The sequence below is a fragment of the Leucobacter tenebrionis genome, assembly GCF_019884725.1.
Classification (GTDB): Bacteria; Actinomycetota; Actinomycetes; order Actinomycetales; family Microbacteriaceae; genus Leucobacter; species Leucobacter tenebrionis.
In genome coordinates this window covers 1,250,112-1,266,810 of the sequence record NZ_CP082322.1, presented here as the reverse complement: position 1 = coordinate 1,266,810, position 16,699 = coordinate 1,250,112, and the positions used below count along the sequence as shown (strand labels likewise).

The following is a 16,699-nucleotide window of genomic DNA, read 5'->3' as shown; positions in this document are numbered from 1 at the left end:
CATCCGCGCCGGCGCGGACCGCCTGAACCGCGGGGGAGAGAAGGAAACCGGTATGGCTGAACTGACCATCCTCGATAGTGCACTCGAGGGCGCGATCTGGCACACCGTGCGCGCCGTGAACGAGATGAGCGAAAACGTGCCGCGGCCGAACGACGGCTTCGCCGGCCTCACCGGGATTTCCGGCGAGGTCGAACTGCACCTCCGCGGCCTCCAGGTGGGGCGTGCAGCACTCGCCGATGCGGCGTTGACCGCTGGACGGGGCTTGCACGGGCTCATGCACGAGAGCGATGCGCTCGACGCTCGGCTGGCGGGTTCGCTGAACAGCGGATTCTCGGTGCAGGGGGCGGAGCGATGATGGTTCCCGGCAGGCATGAGGCCGTTTTGAGCGAGCCATCGCCGATCATCGGTGATATCGCAGCGGCAGAGCAGGCGGTGTCGTTCGCGAGGTCCGTAGCTGAGGGATGCATGGCGTACCTGGTGTCGATCGAGACCGCCTCGCGCATCCTGGTTGGCGCGACCGGCGCTGCCGTGCGGCGGATGCAGGCGAAGCTCGACACGACGTTGCTGACCGGCGCCGTGAAGCTGAAGGATAGCGCTGACGCGGCGCAGCGGGGTTTCGCGTTGTACGTCTCTTCGATCGAGGGAATCCACATGCGTGCACGGACGGTCCAGCAGAGCGTGGACGGGCACCTCGCTGTGATCCGCGCCGAGACATCGGTGATCGAGGACATTGCCGAGCGGATCCGCCGGAGTGCACCGATGTCGTGGGAGAGCCCGCCACCCCCGGTGCTGCCGGGCCCGGCGCTCGATCCGACGCGCACGGCCGGCATGGACGAACTGGAGGAGGAAGCGGCGCGGCGCGCGCTCGTCGCCGCCCACGAGACCCGGTGGCAGCACGCCGTGATGTCGTGGACCGACGCCCTCGATGGGATCCGCGACGAGCGCGCGAACTGGGAGAACCTGATCGCAGAGCGGAGGGAATCAGAACGGGCACTGGTTGCGACGCTGCGGGACACAACGCTGGGGCAGTTGATCACGGTGGGTTCGATGCCCGGCGGAGCAGGGCCGAAGCTCGCGATCGGGCACGGAATCGCGGGTGAGCTCTGGGGGAAGAGCGCCGCCCCTGTGGAGGTGACGAAGAACCATCCCGCGCTGGCCGGGCTGTTTCCAGGCGGCGACGGTTCGGGAGCCTGGGATTCACCACCTGATCCGGGCGCCGTCGCGGGCTGGTGGGGAGGGCTCGACGACGCGACTCAGGAGCGGCTGATTCACGAGGTGCCGTGGGTGATCGGCAACCTGCCGGGATTGCCGTACGTCGTGCGGGATCTCGCGAATCGCGAGATGCTCAAGCTCTATGCGAATCACCCGACGCTGCTGACTCCCGAGCAGCTCAAGGTGGCGGCCGAAGTGCAGGAGATTCTCGCGCGGGAGGCTGGCGAGAGGATACCGAATCCTCCTATCCAGGTCATCGCGCTGGACCTCAGCCATCGGGTGCCGAAGGCGGCACTGAGCTACGGTGACTCCGACTCCGCCACCCACACGAGCTGGGCGGTGCCCGGTATGGAGAGCGACGCCCACCTCGTGCTTCCGGATTGGGACGCGGCGAGCCGCAGTCTCTACGCCGCACAGAATGATATCTACGGGTTCACTGGTCGGGGCTCCGTGATCTCCTGGCTCGGTTACGACACCCCTGACCTCGTGGACTCCCTGAACTCCGATGGAGTGCTCTGGCCCCACGCGGCGCGCGAGGGCGCACCCCGGCTCGCGGCGGAACTCGACGGTGTCCAGGCGGCACGCGCCGCCGGGACGCACGAGACCCCCTCGGTCGCGGTGTTCGCCCACTCCTACGGCACGACCACGGCGGCGACTGCTCTCACCCTGGTACGGCACCCGGTCGACAGCCTCACGCTCATCGCCTCCGCGGGCATCGACGCCCGCACCGTGCCGTCATACGAGGAGCTGCGTGTCGAGGAGGCCTGGCCTGGCCAGGCGGCAATCTATACGACCCACGCCGCGAAGGACTTCCTTGCGCCGTCGGGTGCGGGGCTCTCGGGGCGCGGCCAGCCGAACCCCGAGGCGAGAGGAGTGTTCTGGCTGCACGCCCTGAGCCCCGTGTACGAGGGCGCGCTCTCGTTCTCCTCGGACGGGGATCCGGAGCTCGGGCTGCTGCGCACCGACGGTCACTCGATTATCGGGGAACGAGAGAAGCGCGGCTTCGCCGGTATCTCCTCGTCGATCGGGCACGGGTATCTCGACATCGACACTCAGTCGCTGAGCAGCCTCGCGCAGATCACCACGGGGAGGATCAGCGAGCGCCTGGCCGACTCCCTCGTAGTGACGGAGAAACCGCCGGGGGAGTGGTACATGCGGCCCCACGGCACACCGGCCCTGCGTCGTGCGGCGTGAGGAACAGGAAGGAGAAGCACGTGATGGGCATCCAGTTACGGGTCTCCTTGGCGCTGCTGTGCGGTGCGCTGCTCCTGATGGGCTGCGTGCAGGACAGACCGATCGTATCGATGCCGGGAGGGAGGAACTCGATGACGCTCGAGGAGCAGCGGGAGTGGGTCGCAGAGCATCTTGACGCCGCCGTGACGGCAAGCAATATCTCTTCGGGATGGACCTGGAAAGGAGGCGCGGTCGAACCGCTATGGACTGGAGCGATCGACGAGGACCGGTCAATGATCTTGGAATCGCTCTTCCCGAACAACTGCGGCGATAACGCCGGCCGTCTCGACATGTCGCTCAAGAACACCGACGCCGAGGATCCGTTGGCGGCGACGGCGCGGGTGCGGGAGTTCTGGGAGTCCGAGGGCCACGCGGTACGCGACCTGTACGCGACGCACAACGATATCGAGCCCTACTTCATCGTGGACTTCGAGGACGGCGGCAGCTTCTCGATGCAGGCGGGTGCTACGGGCATGACGATGTCGGTGCATACGGCATGTGCGGCGGGTGCCATGGTGAGACCGCGGGGCTCCTCCGGAGATGACCCGGCCAACCCGTTCGCGGAGGAACTCGAGCGCCGCGGCGAAGGCACGGCATCGGTGGACTGAGATGAAGCTTCGCGTATCGGTGGTGCTGCCGCAGGGTGGCATGCAGGATGTGACGCTGTCGTGCGACGTCACGGCGACGGTCGGCGACGTGGCGCGATCCCTCATCCGCGCCGGCCTCAGCTCCGACCCGCACCTCGGTGAGAACGCCCATCGCAGGCTCGCACCCGTCACCCTCCGCGCCAGCCAAGGTGTCGGCGCGGCCGCCGTGCTGCTCGATCCGATGTCGTCCGTCGCCGCCTCGGGGCTGCAGTCCGGGCTCGTGATCCAGCCCGTTCCCGAGTTCGGCGCGGACGGGGCGGCGCTTCGGCTGGTGGAGGCCGTGGCGTTCGTCGAAGTGCTCACCGGTGCGCAGCGGGGCGTCCGTTACAGCCTGATCGCGGGCAGCAATCTCGTGGGGCGGGATCGCGCGTGCCGGGTGCAGCTGCTCGATCAAAGCGTCTCGCGCCGTCACGCCGAGGCACGCGTCGGGGTGGACGGCAGCATCACAGTGAGCGACCTCGGCTCGGCCAACGGCGTCGTCTGCGACGAACGACGGTACACATCGATTCGGATCGTGGGCCCCACGTGCTTGCGCCTCGGTGAGATCGAGCTCCGGTTCACGTCCGTCCACCCCGTATCGCAGTCTCCGCCGGTGCACCTTTCGCATCGCGTCATGCACACGCGCTCGCCGCGGGTCGCGCCGCTATTCGTCGCCTCCGAACGCGAGCTGCCCTCACCGCCCGCGCCCGCGACGCACACGCGGATCCCGGTGCTCGCCGTGCTCGCCCCGATGATCATGGGCCTCACCCTGTACGCCGTCACCCGCTCGCCCATGAGCCTGATGATGGTGGCCTTCTCGCCCGTGATGATGATCGGGTCCTGGGCCGACGCCAAGCTCGGGGGCCGCCGACGGCACAGGAAGGAGGCGGCGCGCTTCGAAGACGACCTCCGTGCGGAGCGCACTGAACTCCTCAGCCTGCGAGAACGCGAGATCGAAGTGCGCTCCGCCGAGACCCCGGCCCTCTGCGAGGTGCGCGCGGCGATCGAGCAGCGCGGCGAACTGCTCTGGACGCGACGGCCTGAACATCGGTCGTTTCTCGAGATCCGATTCGGAGAGGGGATGCTGCCGAGCCGCACGCGAGTCGTGCTACCCGAGCGCGGCGAGACGCCCAGAGAGCAGTGGCGGAAACTGCGGAGCGTCGCCCAGGATTTCGAGCGCGTCGGGCCTGTGCCCGTGATCGAGCGGCTCGAACGCTGCGGCTCGGTCGGCGTCGTCGGAGAGCGGCCGTGGGCCGAAGGCATCGCCGCGGCGCTCGTCCTCCAGCTGGTCGGCCTGCACTCGCCTCACGAGCTGGTGCTCGCCTGCTTCGCCGAGTCGCAGTATGAAGGAAACTGGGGTTGGCTGAAGTGGCTGCCCCACGTCGATCCGGTGGGAAGCCCGATTCGAAGCTGGCAACTCGCAGACTCGGAGGTGAGTGCGGCTCGCCTGCTCACCTCGCTCGAGGGCCTGCTCGACAGGCGCCGGGCGAACCGGTCCTCCCGCGCCGGCATTCGCTCCCACCTCGCCGCTCGCACTCGCAACGACGAGGCTCAGGGCGAAGCCGTCACCGATCTCCCGACGCTTCCCTCGGTGGTCGTGCTGGTGCTCGACGCGCCGGGCATCGAGCCGGCCCGGCTCATCGAGATCGCCGAGGCAGGTCCGGATCACGGCGTCCACGTGATCTGGGTGAGTGAGGCGCGGGCAGCGCTCCCGGCGGCCTGCCGTACCTTCATCGAGGCCGACCGAGGGGAGTGCAGGGTGCACTTCGTGCGATCCGCGACGACCGTGCCGCTCTCCCGTCATGTGCACCTCGACTCACCACTGGCGTACGAACTCGCGAGGCGACTCGCTCCTGTCGAGGACACCGCTGCGCGCGTGCTCGATGAGAGCGATCTCCCCGGAAGCGTCGACCTGCGCGAACTGCACGGCACCGATCTCATCGGGGGAGCGGCCCCGATCATCCAGGCGTGGACGAGCAGCGGATCCCTCGTCTCAGAGTGGAGGAGCGGGCAGGAGCGTGCACCGGTCTCCCTCGCCGCGGTGGTCGGCCAGGGGCCAGACGGACCCGCGATCCTCGACCTGCGCTCGAACGGCCCGCACGCCCTCGTCGGCGGCACCACGGGAGCGGGCAAGTCGGAGTTCCTGCAGACGTGGGTCATGAGCATGGCTGCGACCGTGAGTTCCGATCGGCTCACTTTTCTGCTCGTCGACTACAAGGGAGGCGCCGCGTTCGCGGAGTGCGTCGACCTGCCGCACACCGTCGGCCTCGTGACCGATCTCACCCCGCACCTCGTGCGTCGCGCGCTCACCTCGCTGCGAGCCGAGCTCCGCTACCGCGAAGGACTCCTCGCAGCGCACGGGGCGAAGGATCTCATCTCCATGGAACGGCGCTCCGATGCCGCCGCACCGCCCGTGCTCGTCATCGTGATCGACGAGTTCGCGGCTCTCGCCCGCGAGATGCCCGAGTTCGTCGACGGTGTCATCGATGTCGCCCAGCGGGGGCGATCCCTCGGTCTGCACCTCGTCATGGCCACTCAGCGTCCGGCCGGCGTCATCACCGACAATCTGCGCGCCAACACCAATCTGCGCATCGCACTGCGAATGGCCGACGAAGCCGACAGCACCGACGTGATCGGTGTGAAGGACGCCGCCTTCTTCGACGTGGAGACCCCGGGGCGAGGTGCGATCAAGGTCGGCCCGGGGCGCATCACTCACTTCCAGACGGGCTACCTCGGCGGGCGCGCCTCGCCCGAAAGCGCGTCGGCGAGTATCGAGGTGCGATCCCTCGGCTTCACCGAGAGCGAGCCGTGGAGTATCCCCGCCGAAGCACCGCGGGGCGGGCAAGGCCGGCGAGGAACGCGGGACATCGAGCGGCTGCGCGACGGGATCGCGGCGGCCGCACGGCAGCTGCGCCTCGCCGCACCGCGCAGGCCGTGGCTCGACCCGCTGCCCGCAGTACTGACTCCGGCCGAGGCGTCTGCGCTGGTCGGCGCGTCCGGGACCGCCAGGGGGTGCGCACCGGCTGAACTCGACACTCGGAGGCGCGGCAGCAGCGAGGACTCCGCGAGGGGTGTTCTCATCGGCCTGGGCGACGACCCCGCCGCCCAGGCGCGGCGTCCGGTGCGCATCGATTTCGAGGACGTGGGCAGCATCTCCGTCATCGGGGCCGGCGGCACAGGCAAGACGAGCGCTCTCATCTCGCTCGCGGCCGCAATCAGCGCCGACGCTGATCGCGATGCCGTGCAGCTCTATGCCGTCGATGCGGCCGGGGGCGGCCTCGGCACCCTCGGCGCCTTGCCCACGGTAGGAGCTGTGGCCCCGCTCGCCGACACCGAGCTGGTGAGCCGAGTGCTGCGCCATGTACGAGAGCTGGTTGCGGAACGCGGCCCGCGGTATACCGCGGCGCGGGCGAACGGCATCGAGGCGTATCGCGCGACGACGTCAGGCGGACAGGAAGCCCGCGTCCTCCTGATGATCGACGGCTTCGCCGCGTTCAGACAGACGACCGAGACCCTTACCGCAGAGGATTCCCCGTTCCGGTTGCTCGCCGAGATCATGCAGCGCGGGCGCGCAGTCGGAGTGCACGTCGTGCTCACGGCGGATCAACCCTCGGTGATCCCCGCCTCGATGGCAGCGAGCTTGCAGCGGCAGTTCGTGCTCAGACTCGCGAACCCGCACGCCTACGGGGTTCTCGGCGTGCCGCCCGAAGCGCTCGAGAAATCTCCGCCGGGACGGGCGGTGCTCGCCGGAGACGACCGCGAACTGCAGTTCGCCCTCATCGGAGGGACAGATCTCGCCTCACAAGCCGCGGCGATCGACGCGCTCGCCGCCGAGCTTCGCGATCGCGTCACTCCGGCACCGAGGATCGTCAACGCGCCAGACCGCGTATCGCTCGCGGAGCTTCCGCAGAGTATCGATGGAGAACCGGTGTACGGCATCGACGTGCGGACGCTCGATCCGGCGGTTCTGCCGAGCAGTGGACTGGGGGTCATCGCCGGACCGAGCGGATCGGGACTCTCCCAGGCCGCGCTCAGCTGCGTCGTCGCCCTCGAGCGAGCGGCCGGTGAACGCGGCGAGCGGGTCGAGGCGGTACTGCTGAGCTTCGCGGAGTGCGGGATCGGCGCGCGTCGCGAGTGGGCTCACCTCGCCCGCGGCGATGAGTCCGTCGAACGGCTTGCGGCTCGGCTCGTCATCGCGCTCGGCGGGAAGCCCGCGGCTTCGGCCTCCAGCGCGGGCCCGTTCACTGGCCTCAGCGCCGAGCGCGAGGATCCCGCTGCTCCGCCGCTCCGCTTTCCCGGCCCGGGCGCCCGCGGAGTCATCGTGGTGGAGCGGCCGGCCGAAGCCGAGGGGACGGCCGCGCTGGCGCAGCTCGTCGCGCTCGCGAAGGCCGCCCGCAAAGCCGGAGTGCTCGTGCTCTTCGAGTTCGAGACGGGCACGGCGAGTGCCGTCTGGGAGCTGTACCAGGCCCTCAAGCAGCCGAGCTGGGGGATCTCGCTGCAACCCGACCAGCACGAGAGTCAGACGCCGTTCCGCGAGGACCTCGGACGCGTGCGGCGCGCGCACTTCCCGCCTGGGCGGGGTTTTGCGATCGCGAGCGGAAAGGCGACTCCGGTTCACGTCGCCGTCACCGACTGAAGAGAGGCGAGATGAGGTAGAGATGCTGCGCCGGCGAGTGCGCTACCCTGGAAGATCGGCCCACGGGCTGCATAGCTGAATAGACATCTCAATATCAAGGAGGCCACCGTGAAGATCGAACTCGTCACGCTGCGACAGATCGAGCGTGAGAAGGAGATCCCCTTCGACGAGCTCGTGGAGATCATCGAGCAGGCGATCCAGTCCGCCTATCTGCGTCATGCCGAGAATCAGAACATGTCGGTGCCGAAGGAAGACGAGGTGCGGGTCACGCTCGACCGCAAGAGCGGCGAGATCTCGGTGCTCGTTCCCGAGGTCGACGACGAGGGCCAGGTGATCGGAGAGGCCTTCGTCACCACCGACGAGTTCGGCCGCGTCGCATCGAGCGCCGCCAAGCAGGTCATCAACCAGCGGCTGCGCGACCTCAGCGACGATGCCGTCCTGGGGGCCTTCAAGGACAAGGAGGGACAGATCGTCTCCGGTGTCGTGCAGCAGGGGCCCAACCCCCGCATGGTGCACGTCGACCTGGGCGAGCTCGAGGCGATCCTGCCCCCCGAGGAGCAGGTGCCCGGTGAGAAGTACCCTCACGGAGCGCGGATCCGTGTGTACGTGACGAGCGTGTCGAAGGGGCTGAAGGGGCCTCAGGTGATCGTGTCTCGCACTCACCCGGGTCTCGTGCGCAAGCTGTTCGAACGGGAGGTTCCCGAGCTCGCCGAGGGCATCGTCGAGATCGTGTCCCTCGCCCGCGAGGCGGGGCACCGTACGAAGGTCGCGGTCCGCGCGAAGCAGCCCGGTATCAACGCGAAGGGCACCTGCATCGGTGAGATGGGCAGTCGAGTGCGCGCCGTGATGAGCGAGCTGGGCGAGGAGAAGATCGACATCGTCGACTACTCGTCGCAGCTTCCGGCGTTCGTCGCGAACGCGCTCTCGCCGGCGAAGGTCACCGACGTGTTCATGCTGAACGAGTCGCTGAAGCAGGTGCGCGCTCTGGTGCCCGACTTCCAGCTCTCCCTCGCGATCGGCAAGGAGGGTCAGAACGCCCGCCTCGCTGCGAAGCTGACGGGCGCGAAGATCGATATCCAGCCGGACTCGATCATGAACGACTGACGTTTCTCGGAGAGCGGATTGAACGACTGACGGAGATCTGCAACCCGCCCGGGTATCGCTGTGAGCGGAGGCCCGGGCGGGTGTGTCGTGGAGGAAGCTGGTAGGATGGATTCGGTTCGGACCTGTGTCGCGTGTCGCAAGCGTGCGTCGCGCGCGGAACTGCTGCGAGTGGTGCTGCACGATGGACGACTGATTGTCGATGATCGAGCGGTGCTCCCCGGGCGGGGAGCCTGGGTGCATCCCACGGTGCAGTGTCTGAATCAAGCGGTGTCGCGCGGAGCTTTTCCGCGTGCGCTGAAGGTGTCGGGGAAGCCCGATGCCAGTCCCTTAGAGAACAGGCTGAAAACACTCATGGACAACTAATGAGCGGCTCAAAATGAGGCCCGTCCGATAACCAAGGTTCTCGCCTGTCTGGCGTGAACCCAGACAGGAGAAAAGTGGCAAACCCACGCGTACACGAGATCGCTACTGAGATCGGTGTCGATAGCAAGGTCGTTCTGGCCAAGCTGAAAGAAATGGGCGAGTTCGTCAAGGCGCCCTCGTCCGCTATCGCGCCCCCGGTGGCGCGAAAGGTCAAGGCCGCCCTCGAGGCGGAAGGCGTGACCAAGTCGGACGCCGAAGGCTCGTCCGCGGCTCCGAAGCCCGCGGCGAAGAAGTCGTCCGCGCCGAAGCCCGGCCCGAAGCCGGCTCCCAAGGCTGCCCCTGAGCCCCAGGCTCCCGCGGCCGAGAAGAAGCCTGCCGCGCCCAAGCCCGACGCGGCCCCGAAGCCCGGCTCCGCCGGGGCTCCCAAGCCCGGAAGCGCGCCGAAGCCCGGTGCGAAGCCTGCGGCCGCGCCCAAGCCGGGTGCGAAGCCCGGTGCTCCCAAGCCCGCCGGCCCGCGTCCCGGCAACAACCCGTTCGCCTCGAGCCAGGGCATGGGGATCCCCCGCCCTCCGCGCCCGGGCAACAACCCCTTCGCTCCCAACCAGGGCATGAACCGCGGTGGCGGCAATCGTCCCAACCCCGGCAACATCCCGCGCCCCGCTCCGCGCCCCCAGGGTGCAGGCGCCGGTCGTCCCGGTGGTGCCGGTCGTCCGGGCGGTGGTCGTCCGGGCGGCGGCGGTAACCGTCCCGGCGGCGGCACCGGTCCGGGTGCAGGCTTCGGCGGGCCCCGTCCCGGCGGCGGTTTCGCGGGTCGCGGTCGCGGCGGTCGCGGTGCCGGTACCGCCGGCGCGTTCGGTCGCGGCGGCTCGAAGAGCAAGGCCCGCAAGTCGAAGCGGGCGAAGCGGCAAGAGTTCGAGATGCGGCAGGCGCCGTCGATCGGCGGCGTGCAGGTTCCCCGCGGCGACGGCAACACGCCGATCCGCCTGCGTCGCGGCGCATCGCTCTCGGACTTCGCCGACAAGATCGATACGAGCGCATCGAACCTCGTGACGATCCTCTTCCACCTCGGTGAGATGGCGACCGCGACTGAGTCGCTCGACGAGGCGACCTTCGAGATCCTCGGCGACGAACTGGGTTACAAGATCCAGATCGTCTCGCCCGAGGACGAGGATCGCGAACTGCTCGAGGGCTTCGACATCGATATCGATGCCGAGCTCGAGGAGGAGGGCGACGACGTCCTGCAGCCGCGACCCCCCGTGGTCACGGTCATGGGTCACGTCGATCACGGTAAGACCCGACTGCTCGACGCGATCCGCAAGGCGGACGTGGGCGGCGGCGAGGCCGGCGGCATCACGCAGCACATCGGCGCCTACCAGGTCCACACCGAGCACGAGGGCGTCGATCGCGCGCTCACCTTCATCGATACGCCGGGTCACGAGGCGTTCACCGCCATGCGTGCCCGTGGTGCGCAGGTGACCGACATCGCGATCCTCGTGGTCGCGGCCGACGACGGCATCATGCCCCAGACGATCGAGGCGCTGAACCACGCGCAGTCGGCGAACGTGCCGATCGTGGTCGCGGTCAACAAGATCGACAAGGAGGGCGCGAACCCCGAGAAGGTGCGCCAGCAGCTCACCGAGTTCGGCCTGGTCTCCGAGGAGTGGGGCGGCGACGTCATGTTCGTCGACGTCTCGGCGAAGAACAACGTCGGCATCACCGAACTGCTCGACGCCGTGCTGCTCACGGCGGACGCCGGCCTCGACCTGCGCGCGAACCCCGATAAGGACGCGCGCGGCGTGGCCATCGAGGCGAAGCTCGACAAGGGCCGCGGCTCGGTCGCGACCGTGCTCATCCAGTCGGGTACGCTGCGCGTCGGCGACGCGATCGTGGCGGGTACCGCCTACGGCCGCGTGCGCGCGATGAGCGACGAGAACGGCGACGCGGTGCTCGAGGCGCTGCCCTCGCGCCCCGTGCAGGTGCAGGGTCTGTCGAGCGTGCCCCGGGCCGGTGACAACTTCATCGTCACCTCCGAGGATCGCACGGCACGTCAGATCGCCGAGAAGCGCGAGGCTGCGGAGCGCAATGCTCAGCTCGCCAAGGCCCGCAAGCGCATCAGCCTCGAGGACTTCACGAAGGCTCTCGAGGACGGCAAGGTCGAGTCGCTCAACCTCATCATCAAGGGCGACGTGTCGGGTGCCGTCGAGGCGCTCGAGGAGTCGCTCATGAAGATCGAGGTCGACGAGTCGGTGCAGCTGCGCATTCTGCACCGCGGCGTCGGCGCGATCACCGAGTCCGACGTCGACCTGGCCACGATCGACAACGCGATCGTGCTGGGCTTCAACGTCCGCCCGGATGTCAAGGCTCGCGAGCGCGCAGCGCGCGAGGGCATCGATATCCGCTTCTACAACGTCATCTACAACGCGCTCGAGGACATCGAGAACTCGCTCAAGGGCCTGCTCAAGCCCGAGTACGAGGAGGTCCAGTCGGGTGTCGCCGAGATCCGCGAGGTGTTCCGCTCCTCGAAGTTCGGCAACATCGCGGGTGTCATCGTGCGCAGCGGTACGATCACGCGCAACGCCAAGGCGCGTGTGATCCGCGAGGGCGTCGTGATCGCCGATGGCCTGGCCATCGAGTCGCTGCGTCGTTTCAAGGACGACGTCACCGAGGTCAGGACGGACTTCGAGGCCGGTGTCGGCCTCGGCAAGTTCAACGACATCCAGGTCGGTGACGAGATCGAGACCACCGAGATGGTGGAGAAGCCGCGGGGCTGAGTTCTCCGCTGAAAGGGGCCGGTGCACTCGCACCGGCCCCTTTCTCGTGCGTCGACCCCGTTGTCACCCCCGCCCAAGTAGGGGATCGAGATTCAGGCGGGTAGAAGCCGAGAGCCTCTCCCGCGTGGAGCGAGAACTCCTACCCGGGAGAGGCTCCGCCCCGCGGCGGCCCGGAACTCAGCCGAGCTGCTGCACACGGACGGTGTTGCCCGCCGGATCGCGGAAGGCGAAGTCCCGCGCGCCCCAGTCCTGGTCCATGGGCTCCTGCAGCACGTCGACGCCCGAGGCCTCGACCTTCTCGAAGAGCTGCTGCAGCTCGTCGGTGGCGAACACGACTGAGGCGTAGGCGCCCTTGGCGACGAGCTCGCGTACGACCCGGCGCTCGTCGTCGGTGAGGCCCGGGTCGATGGCCGGCGGAGTGAGCACGATGGAGGTGTCGGGCTGATTCGCCGGACCGACCGTGATCCAGCGCATATCCTCGTATCCGACATCGTTGCGGACCTCGAATCCGAGCACATCGCGGTAGAAGGCGAGAGACGCTTCGGGGTCGGTGTGGGGCAGGAACGTGACGTGAATGTTGATCTTCATGCCCGTCACGCTACTCGTCGCCGTGGCCGGAAACTTCTCGATTCCTGACCGGTTTCGTCGCGCGCATCGTGATGATGCCGGGGAGCCCGGTGAGGGGCCCGCATCCCTCTCTCCGGTAGCGCCCGGGGGACATACCCACGAGCTCGGTGAAGCGCGTGGTGAAGGTGCCGAGGGACCCGTAGCCGACCGCGAAGCACACCTCGGTGACGCTGAGGTCGCCGCGCCGCAGCAGCGTCATGGCGCGCTCGATGCGCCGGGTCATGAGGTAGCTGTACGGTGACTCTCCGTATGTCGCCTTGAACTCGCGGCTGAGGTGGCCGGCGGAGAAGCCGACGCCGCGAGCGAGCGACTCGACATCGAGCGGATGCGCGTAGTCGCGGTCGATGCGATCGCGGACCCTTCGGAGCAGTACGAGGTCGCGCAGCCGCTGGTCGTCGTCGTTTCTTCTGCTCACGAGACCATCATCCCCGATCCTCGGCCTGACGAGGCGAGATCGGGCCGGTTCCGACTCCGATGGGTCGGGCGGGCTAGGCTGCGTCCGATTCCGACGGATCGGGCAGGGCCGGGATGCTTCCGAACGGTCGAAAAGGGCTCAGTGAGGCGACGTCCGCAGCCGTTTTCGGCCTCTCGGGGGCGGTAGGCTTGGAGCATGAGCAATCCGAGGGCCGGCAAGGTGGCAGAGCGCATCCAGCAGATCATCGCGCGCAGGCTGGAGAAGGGGCTGCGGGATCCGCGCCTGGGTTTCGTGACCATCACCGATGTGCGCGTGACCGGCGATCTGCAGCACGCGAGTATCTTCTACACCGTGTACGGAGACGAGCAGGAGCAGGCCGACTCCGCGGCGGCGCTGAAGGCCGCAACCGGCATGCTGCGCACCGAGGTCGGCAAGCAGCTGGGCACCCGGCTCACCCCGACGCTGGAGTTCATCCACGACGAGCTTCCCGAGAGCGCGCAGCACCTCAACGATCTGCTCGCCGAGGCGAGGCGTCGCGATGAGGAGTCGGCGGCGCAGGCTGCGAGCGCGCAGTACGCGGGCGAGGCGGATCCGTACGTGAAGCCCCGCGAGGACGACGAGGATCGCTGAACCCGGCCCGAGCGCACCGCACTGTCCTCTGCTCCCACCGCCGAGCCTGTCGAAGCGGGCCGACGGCGCGGACCTACGGCAGCCGCACCTGCCCGTCGCTCTCCACGAGAAGCCCGTCCGCGATGAGCGAGTCGTAGGCGCGGCGCGGCTGCTCGGGATCGCGCACCCCGCCCGCGGCCGCGGCCGCGAGCGCCTCCTCCGCTGAAACCGGCGTCTGGGCGCCGCGCAGCAACGCCATGATCCGCCCCCGCACCTGCCGGTCGCTGCCCTCGAACTTCGCCTGCTTCGGCCGCTTCGAAGGGGCATTGTCGGGATAGCCCGCCCCGCGCCACTCGCACCAACGCGCGATCGGGCAGGCGTCGCAGCGGGGCGCTCGGGCGGTGCAGACGACCGCGCCCAGCTCCATCGCCGCGGCGTTGAACACTGCGGCCTCGCGAGGCTCCTCGGGCAGCAGTGCCGCCATGTCCTCGAGGTCGCGCGGGGAGGGCATTCCTGCCGCGGCCTGCCCGTGCACCAGGCGCGCGATGACGCGGCGGGTATTGGTGTCGACGACGGGGTGCCGCTCGCCGAACGCGAAGGCCGCGACCGCGCGCGCCGTGTAGGGGCCGATGCCGGTGAGGGCGAGCAGGTGCTCGACATCGGAGGGCACGCGGTCCCCGTGCCGGGAGGCGATCTCGACGGCCGCGCGATGCAGCCAGAGGGCGCGGCGCGGGTACCCGAGGCGATCCCACGCGCGCACAGCCTCCCCGGGCTCCTCGGCCGCGAGGGCGGACGGCGCCGGCCAGCGCTCGATCCAGGCGGTCCACCGGGGGAGCACACGATCGACCTGGGTCTGCTGCAGCATGAACTCGGAGACGAGGATCGCCCACGGCGTCGCATCGTCCGCGCGCCAGGGCAGAGCCCGGGCTTCGCGCTGGTACCAGGCGTTGAGTTCCCGGGCGATCGCTGTCGTGTCCACCCGCACAGCCTAGCGAGCCGCCCCGTCGTCGCGCCCGCTTCCCATGCTCGCCCTCGCCCGCCGCGGCTCCCGATTCGGGGTCAGTTTTGGCCGTGTCGCATCGCGCGACACGGCCAAAACTGACCCCGAATCGGTGACACGCACGAAAACGACCCCGAATCGGCGACACGCACGAAACCGACCCCGAATCGCAGGGAGAGGCGAGACGGCCTGCGGCGGAGAGGTGAGACGGCCTGCGGCGGGGAGGCGAGACCGCGTGCGGGGGGCGGGGCGGCGGGGCGGATCGCTAGGCTGGTCGGGTGACGAAGGATCCCCTGAACGCGCCCGCACAGCTCCCGCCGCAGGGAGCGATCCTGTTGATCGACAAAGCGGAGGGCTGGACCAGCCACGACGTCGTCGCGAAGAGCCGCCGCGCCCTCGGCACCCGCAAGGTGGGGCACGCCGGAACGCTCGACCCGATGGCGACCGGGCTGCTCGTGCTCGGCGCCGGCCCCGCGACCCGTCTGCTCACCCACCTGGTCGGGCTTGACAAGACATACACCGCGACGATCCGCCTCGGTATCGCCACGGTCACGGACGATCGCGAGGGCGACACGCTCGAGGTCGCGGACCCGGCCGCGGTCGCGGAGCTCGCGGCGGATCCCGCGCGGATCGCGGCCGCGGTCGCCGAGCTCACGGGCGACATCGAGCAGGCTCCGAGCGCGGTGAGCGCCATCAAGGTCGACGGGCGCCGCGCCTACGATCGGGTGCGCGCGGGCGAGCAGGTCGAGCTGAAGAAGCGGCCGGTGACGATCCACGCCTTCGAGATCGGCGACCCGACGCCCGGGGTCGCGGAGGAGGGGGCTCATCCGGTGATCGATATCGAGGCGACGGTGCGCTGCTCGTCGGGTACCTACATCCGCGCGCTCGCCCGCGACCTGGGTGCGGCGCTGGGGGTGGGGGGTCACCTCACGGCGCTGCGTCGAACGGACGTCGGTCCCTTCGGTGTCGCGGGCGCCATTTCGACGGAGGCGCTCGTGGAGGGCAGGATCGGCGCGCTCGCCGAACCGGCCGAGGTCGCGACGGCGCTGTTCCCCGAGCTGCGGCTCACGGAGGCGCAGGCGGTCGATCTGGGGCACGGCAAGCGCGTCGAGGTGGATCCGGCGACGAACCCCGATGCGAGGCTCGCGGCGGCCGTGGCCCCGGACGGGCGGCTCGTCGGCCTCGTCGAGGTGAAGAAGGGACGCACCCGCGTGGTGACGAACTTCCCGACCCCGGACAGCGCGGCGGGGGAGGGGGCGGCATGATCCTCTGGTACGCCGTGGTGACGATCGCGGTTGCGCTCGTCGGTGCCGTGCTGTGCCTCATCGCCGCGCTGCGCAAGCGCGGCCCCGACGACTTCACGATGGGGGCGACGCTGCTCGTCGCGCTGCTGCTGATCGCGCAGATCGTCATCTCGATCGCGGCGCCGTTCGCGGGGAATCATGCCGTGGGGGATCCGCTGGAGTTCTGGATGTATCTGATCGTGGCCTTCCTGCTGCCCCCGGCCGCCGGCTTCTGGGCGCTCGTGGATCGCACCCGGTGGGCGAACGCGGTGCTCGGCGTCGTGCATCTGGCGGTCGCGGTGATGGTGTACCGCATGCTCGTGATCTGGGGGTAGGCGCGCGTCGCGGGGTGCGTCCGGGACACGTTTGCGACACGCCGGCGTGTCTTTGAACCTTCAGGGATACTTGAGGGTTTAGACTTCCCGGCTTGACTTGAACGAATCACACCGATGTAATTGTTCAGGTACCAGTGCGAGTCGCGCATCCGGAGCCGAGGAAAGGAGCGACGTTTGGCAGAGCAGTCGCAAACCCCCGTTCCGGGCAACTGGTTCGTAGACCCGGTGTTTCTGGGCGTGCCGGGAGTCCGCAACGACGACGAGATGCTCGCGTGGCAGGCGGATGCGCTGTGCGCGCAGACGGACCCCGAGGCATTCTTCCCGGAGAAGGGCGGATCGACCCGCGAGGCGAAGCGCATCTGCGAGAGCTGCGAGGTCCGATCCGAGTGCCTCGAGTACGCGCTCGAGAACGATGAGCGCTTCGGCATTTGGGGCGGTCTCTCCGAGCGCGAGCGTCGTCGGCTGCGCCGCGAGGCCGGCTGAGA

At 69.1% G+C, this 16,699-nt stretch carries 14 protein-coding genes; 11 read left to right on the top strand and 3 right to left on the bottom strand.

The genetic code is table 11. From position 1 onward, the window contains the following. The first annotated feature begins 52 nt into the window (after window positions 1-52). The 7 genes from KVY00_RS06055 (at window position 53) to infB (ending at window position 11,945) form a co-directional block, all read left to right on the top strand. Window positions 53-355 carry a hypothetical protein gene (locus tag KVY00_RS06055; RefSeq protein ID WP_223044798.1) on the top strand — a complete coding sequence of 101 codons (303 nt, stop codon included), beginning with the start codon at window positions 53-55 and terminating at the stop codon, window positions 353-355. Window positions 356-381: 26 nt separating this feature from the next. Further along, window positions 382-2,406, top strand: coding sequence for an alpha/beta hydrolase (locus KVY00_RS06050; protein ID WP_223044797.1), 2,025 nt, complete (start codon window positions 382-384; stop codon window positions 2,404-2,406). 20 nt (window positions 2,407-2,426) lie between these two features. Beyond that, window positions 2,427-3,053, top strand: coding sequence for a hypothetical protein (locus KVY00_RS06045; RefSeq protein ID WP_223044796.1), 627 nt, complete (start codon window positions 2,427-2,429; stop codon window positions 3,051-3,053). 1 nt (window position 3,054) lies between these two features. Further along, the gene (locus KVY00_RS06040; protein ID WP_223044795.1) at window positions 3,055-7,707 is read left to right on the top strand and encodes an FtsK/SpoIIIE domain-containing protein; all 4,653 of its coding nucleotides are present in this window, start codon (window positions 3,055-3,057) and stop codon (window positions 7,705-7,707) included. Between the two features lie 108 nt (window positions 7,708-7,815). Beyond that, window positions 7,816-8,811, top strand: a complete 996-nt coding sequence (gene nusA, locus KVY00_RS06035; protein WP_223044794.1) for a transcription termination factor NusA — start codon at window positions 7,816-7,818, stop codon at window positions 8,809-8,811. A 105-nt stretch (window positions 8,812-8,916) separates the two neighbouring features. Next, entirely contained in the window at window positions 8,917-9,174 is a 258-nt protein-coding gene (locus KVY00_RS06030; protein WP_223044793.1) for a YlxR family protein, read from the top strand. Between the two features lie 74 nt (window positions 9,175-9,248). Further along, entirely contained in the window at window positions 9,249-11,945 is a 2,697-nt protein-coding gene (gene infB, locus KVY00_RS06025; protein WP_223044792.1) for a translation initiation factor IF-2, read from the top strand. 177 nt (window positions 11,946-12,122) lie between these two features. Here the strand turns inward: infB and KVY00_RS06020 are convergent, their stop codons facing one another. Further along, complete coding sequence (locus tag KVY00_RS06020; protein ID WP_223044791.1) at window positions 12,123-12,533, bottom strand: VOC family protein; 411 nt, start codon at window positions 12,531-12,533, stop codon at window positions 12,123-12,125. Between the two features lie 10 nt (window positions 12,534-12,543). Continuing rightward, a complete protein-coding gene (locus tag KVY00_RS06015; RefSeq protein ID WP_223044790.1) occupies window positions 12,544-12,987 on the bottom strand; it encodes a helix-turn-helix transcriptional regulator in 444 nt (147 codons plus the stop codon). A 195-nt stretch (window positions 12,988-13,182) separates the two neighbouring features. Between KVY00_RS06015 and rbfA the strand changes: the two genes are divergently transcribed. Further along, window positions 13,183-13,617 carry a 30S ribosome-binding factor RbfA gene (rbfA, locus tag KVY00_RS06010; RefSeq protein WP_223044789.1) on the top strand — a complete coding sequence of 145 codons (435 nt, stop codon included), beginning with the start codon at window positions 13,183-13,185 and terminating at the stop codon, window positions 13,615-13,617. Between the two features lie 73 nt (window positions 13,618-13,690). Here rbfA and KVY00_RS06005 read toward each other — a convergent pair whose 3' ends face one another. Then, window positions 13,691-14,575: an HhH-GPD family protein gene (locus KVY00_RS06005; RefSeq protein WP_223044788.1), complete on the bottom strand. Its 885-nt coding sequence runs from the start codon at window positions 14,573-14,575 to the stop codon at window positions 13,691-13,693. A gap of 299 nt (window positions 14,576-14,874) precedes the next feature. Here KVY00_RS06005 and truB point away from each other — a divergent pair, with 299 nt between their 5' ends. The 3 genes from truB to KVY00_RS05990 all read left to right on the top strand — a co-directional run bounded on the left by truB (window position 14,875) and on the right by KVY00_RS05990 (window position 16,697). Further along, window positions 14,875-15,861: a tRNA pseudouridine(55) synthase TruB gene (gene truB, locus KVY00_RS06000; protein ID WP_255572791.1), complete on the top strand. Its 987-nt coding sequence runs from the start codon at window positions 14,875-14,877 to the stop codon at window positions 15,859-15,861. Further along, window positions 15,858-16,214: a hypothetical protein gene (locus tag KVY00_RS05995; RefSeq protein ID WP_223044787.1), complete on the top strand. Its 357-nt coding sequence runs from the start codon at window positions 15,858-15,860 to the stop codon at window positions 16,212-16,214. Before truB ends, KVY00_RS05995 begins: the two co-directional genes overlap by 4 nt. Before the next feature lie 264 nt (window positions 16,215-16,478). Next, on the top strand, window positions 16,479-16,697 hold the full coding sequence (locus KVY00_RS05990; RefSeq protein WP_255572847.1) for a WhiB family transcriptional regulator: 219 nt from the start codon (window positions 16,479-16,481) through the stop codon (window positions 16,695-16,697). The last annotated feature ends 2 nt before the right edge of the window (window positions 16,698-16,699 follow it).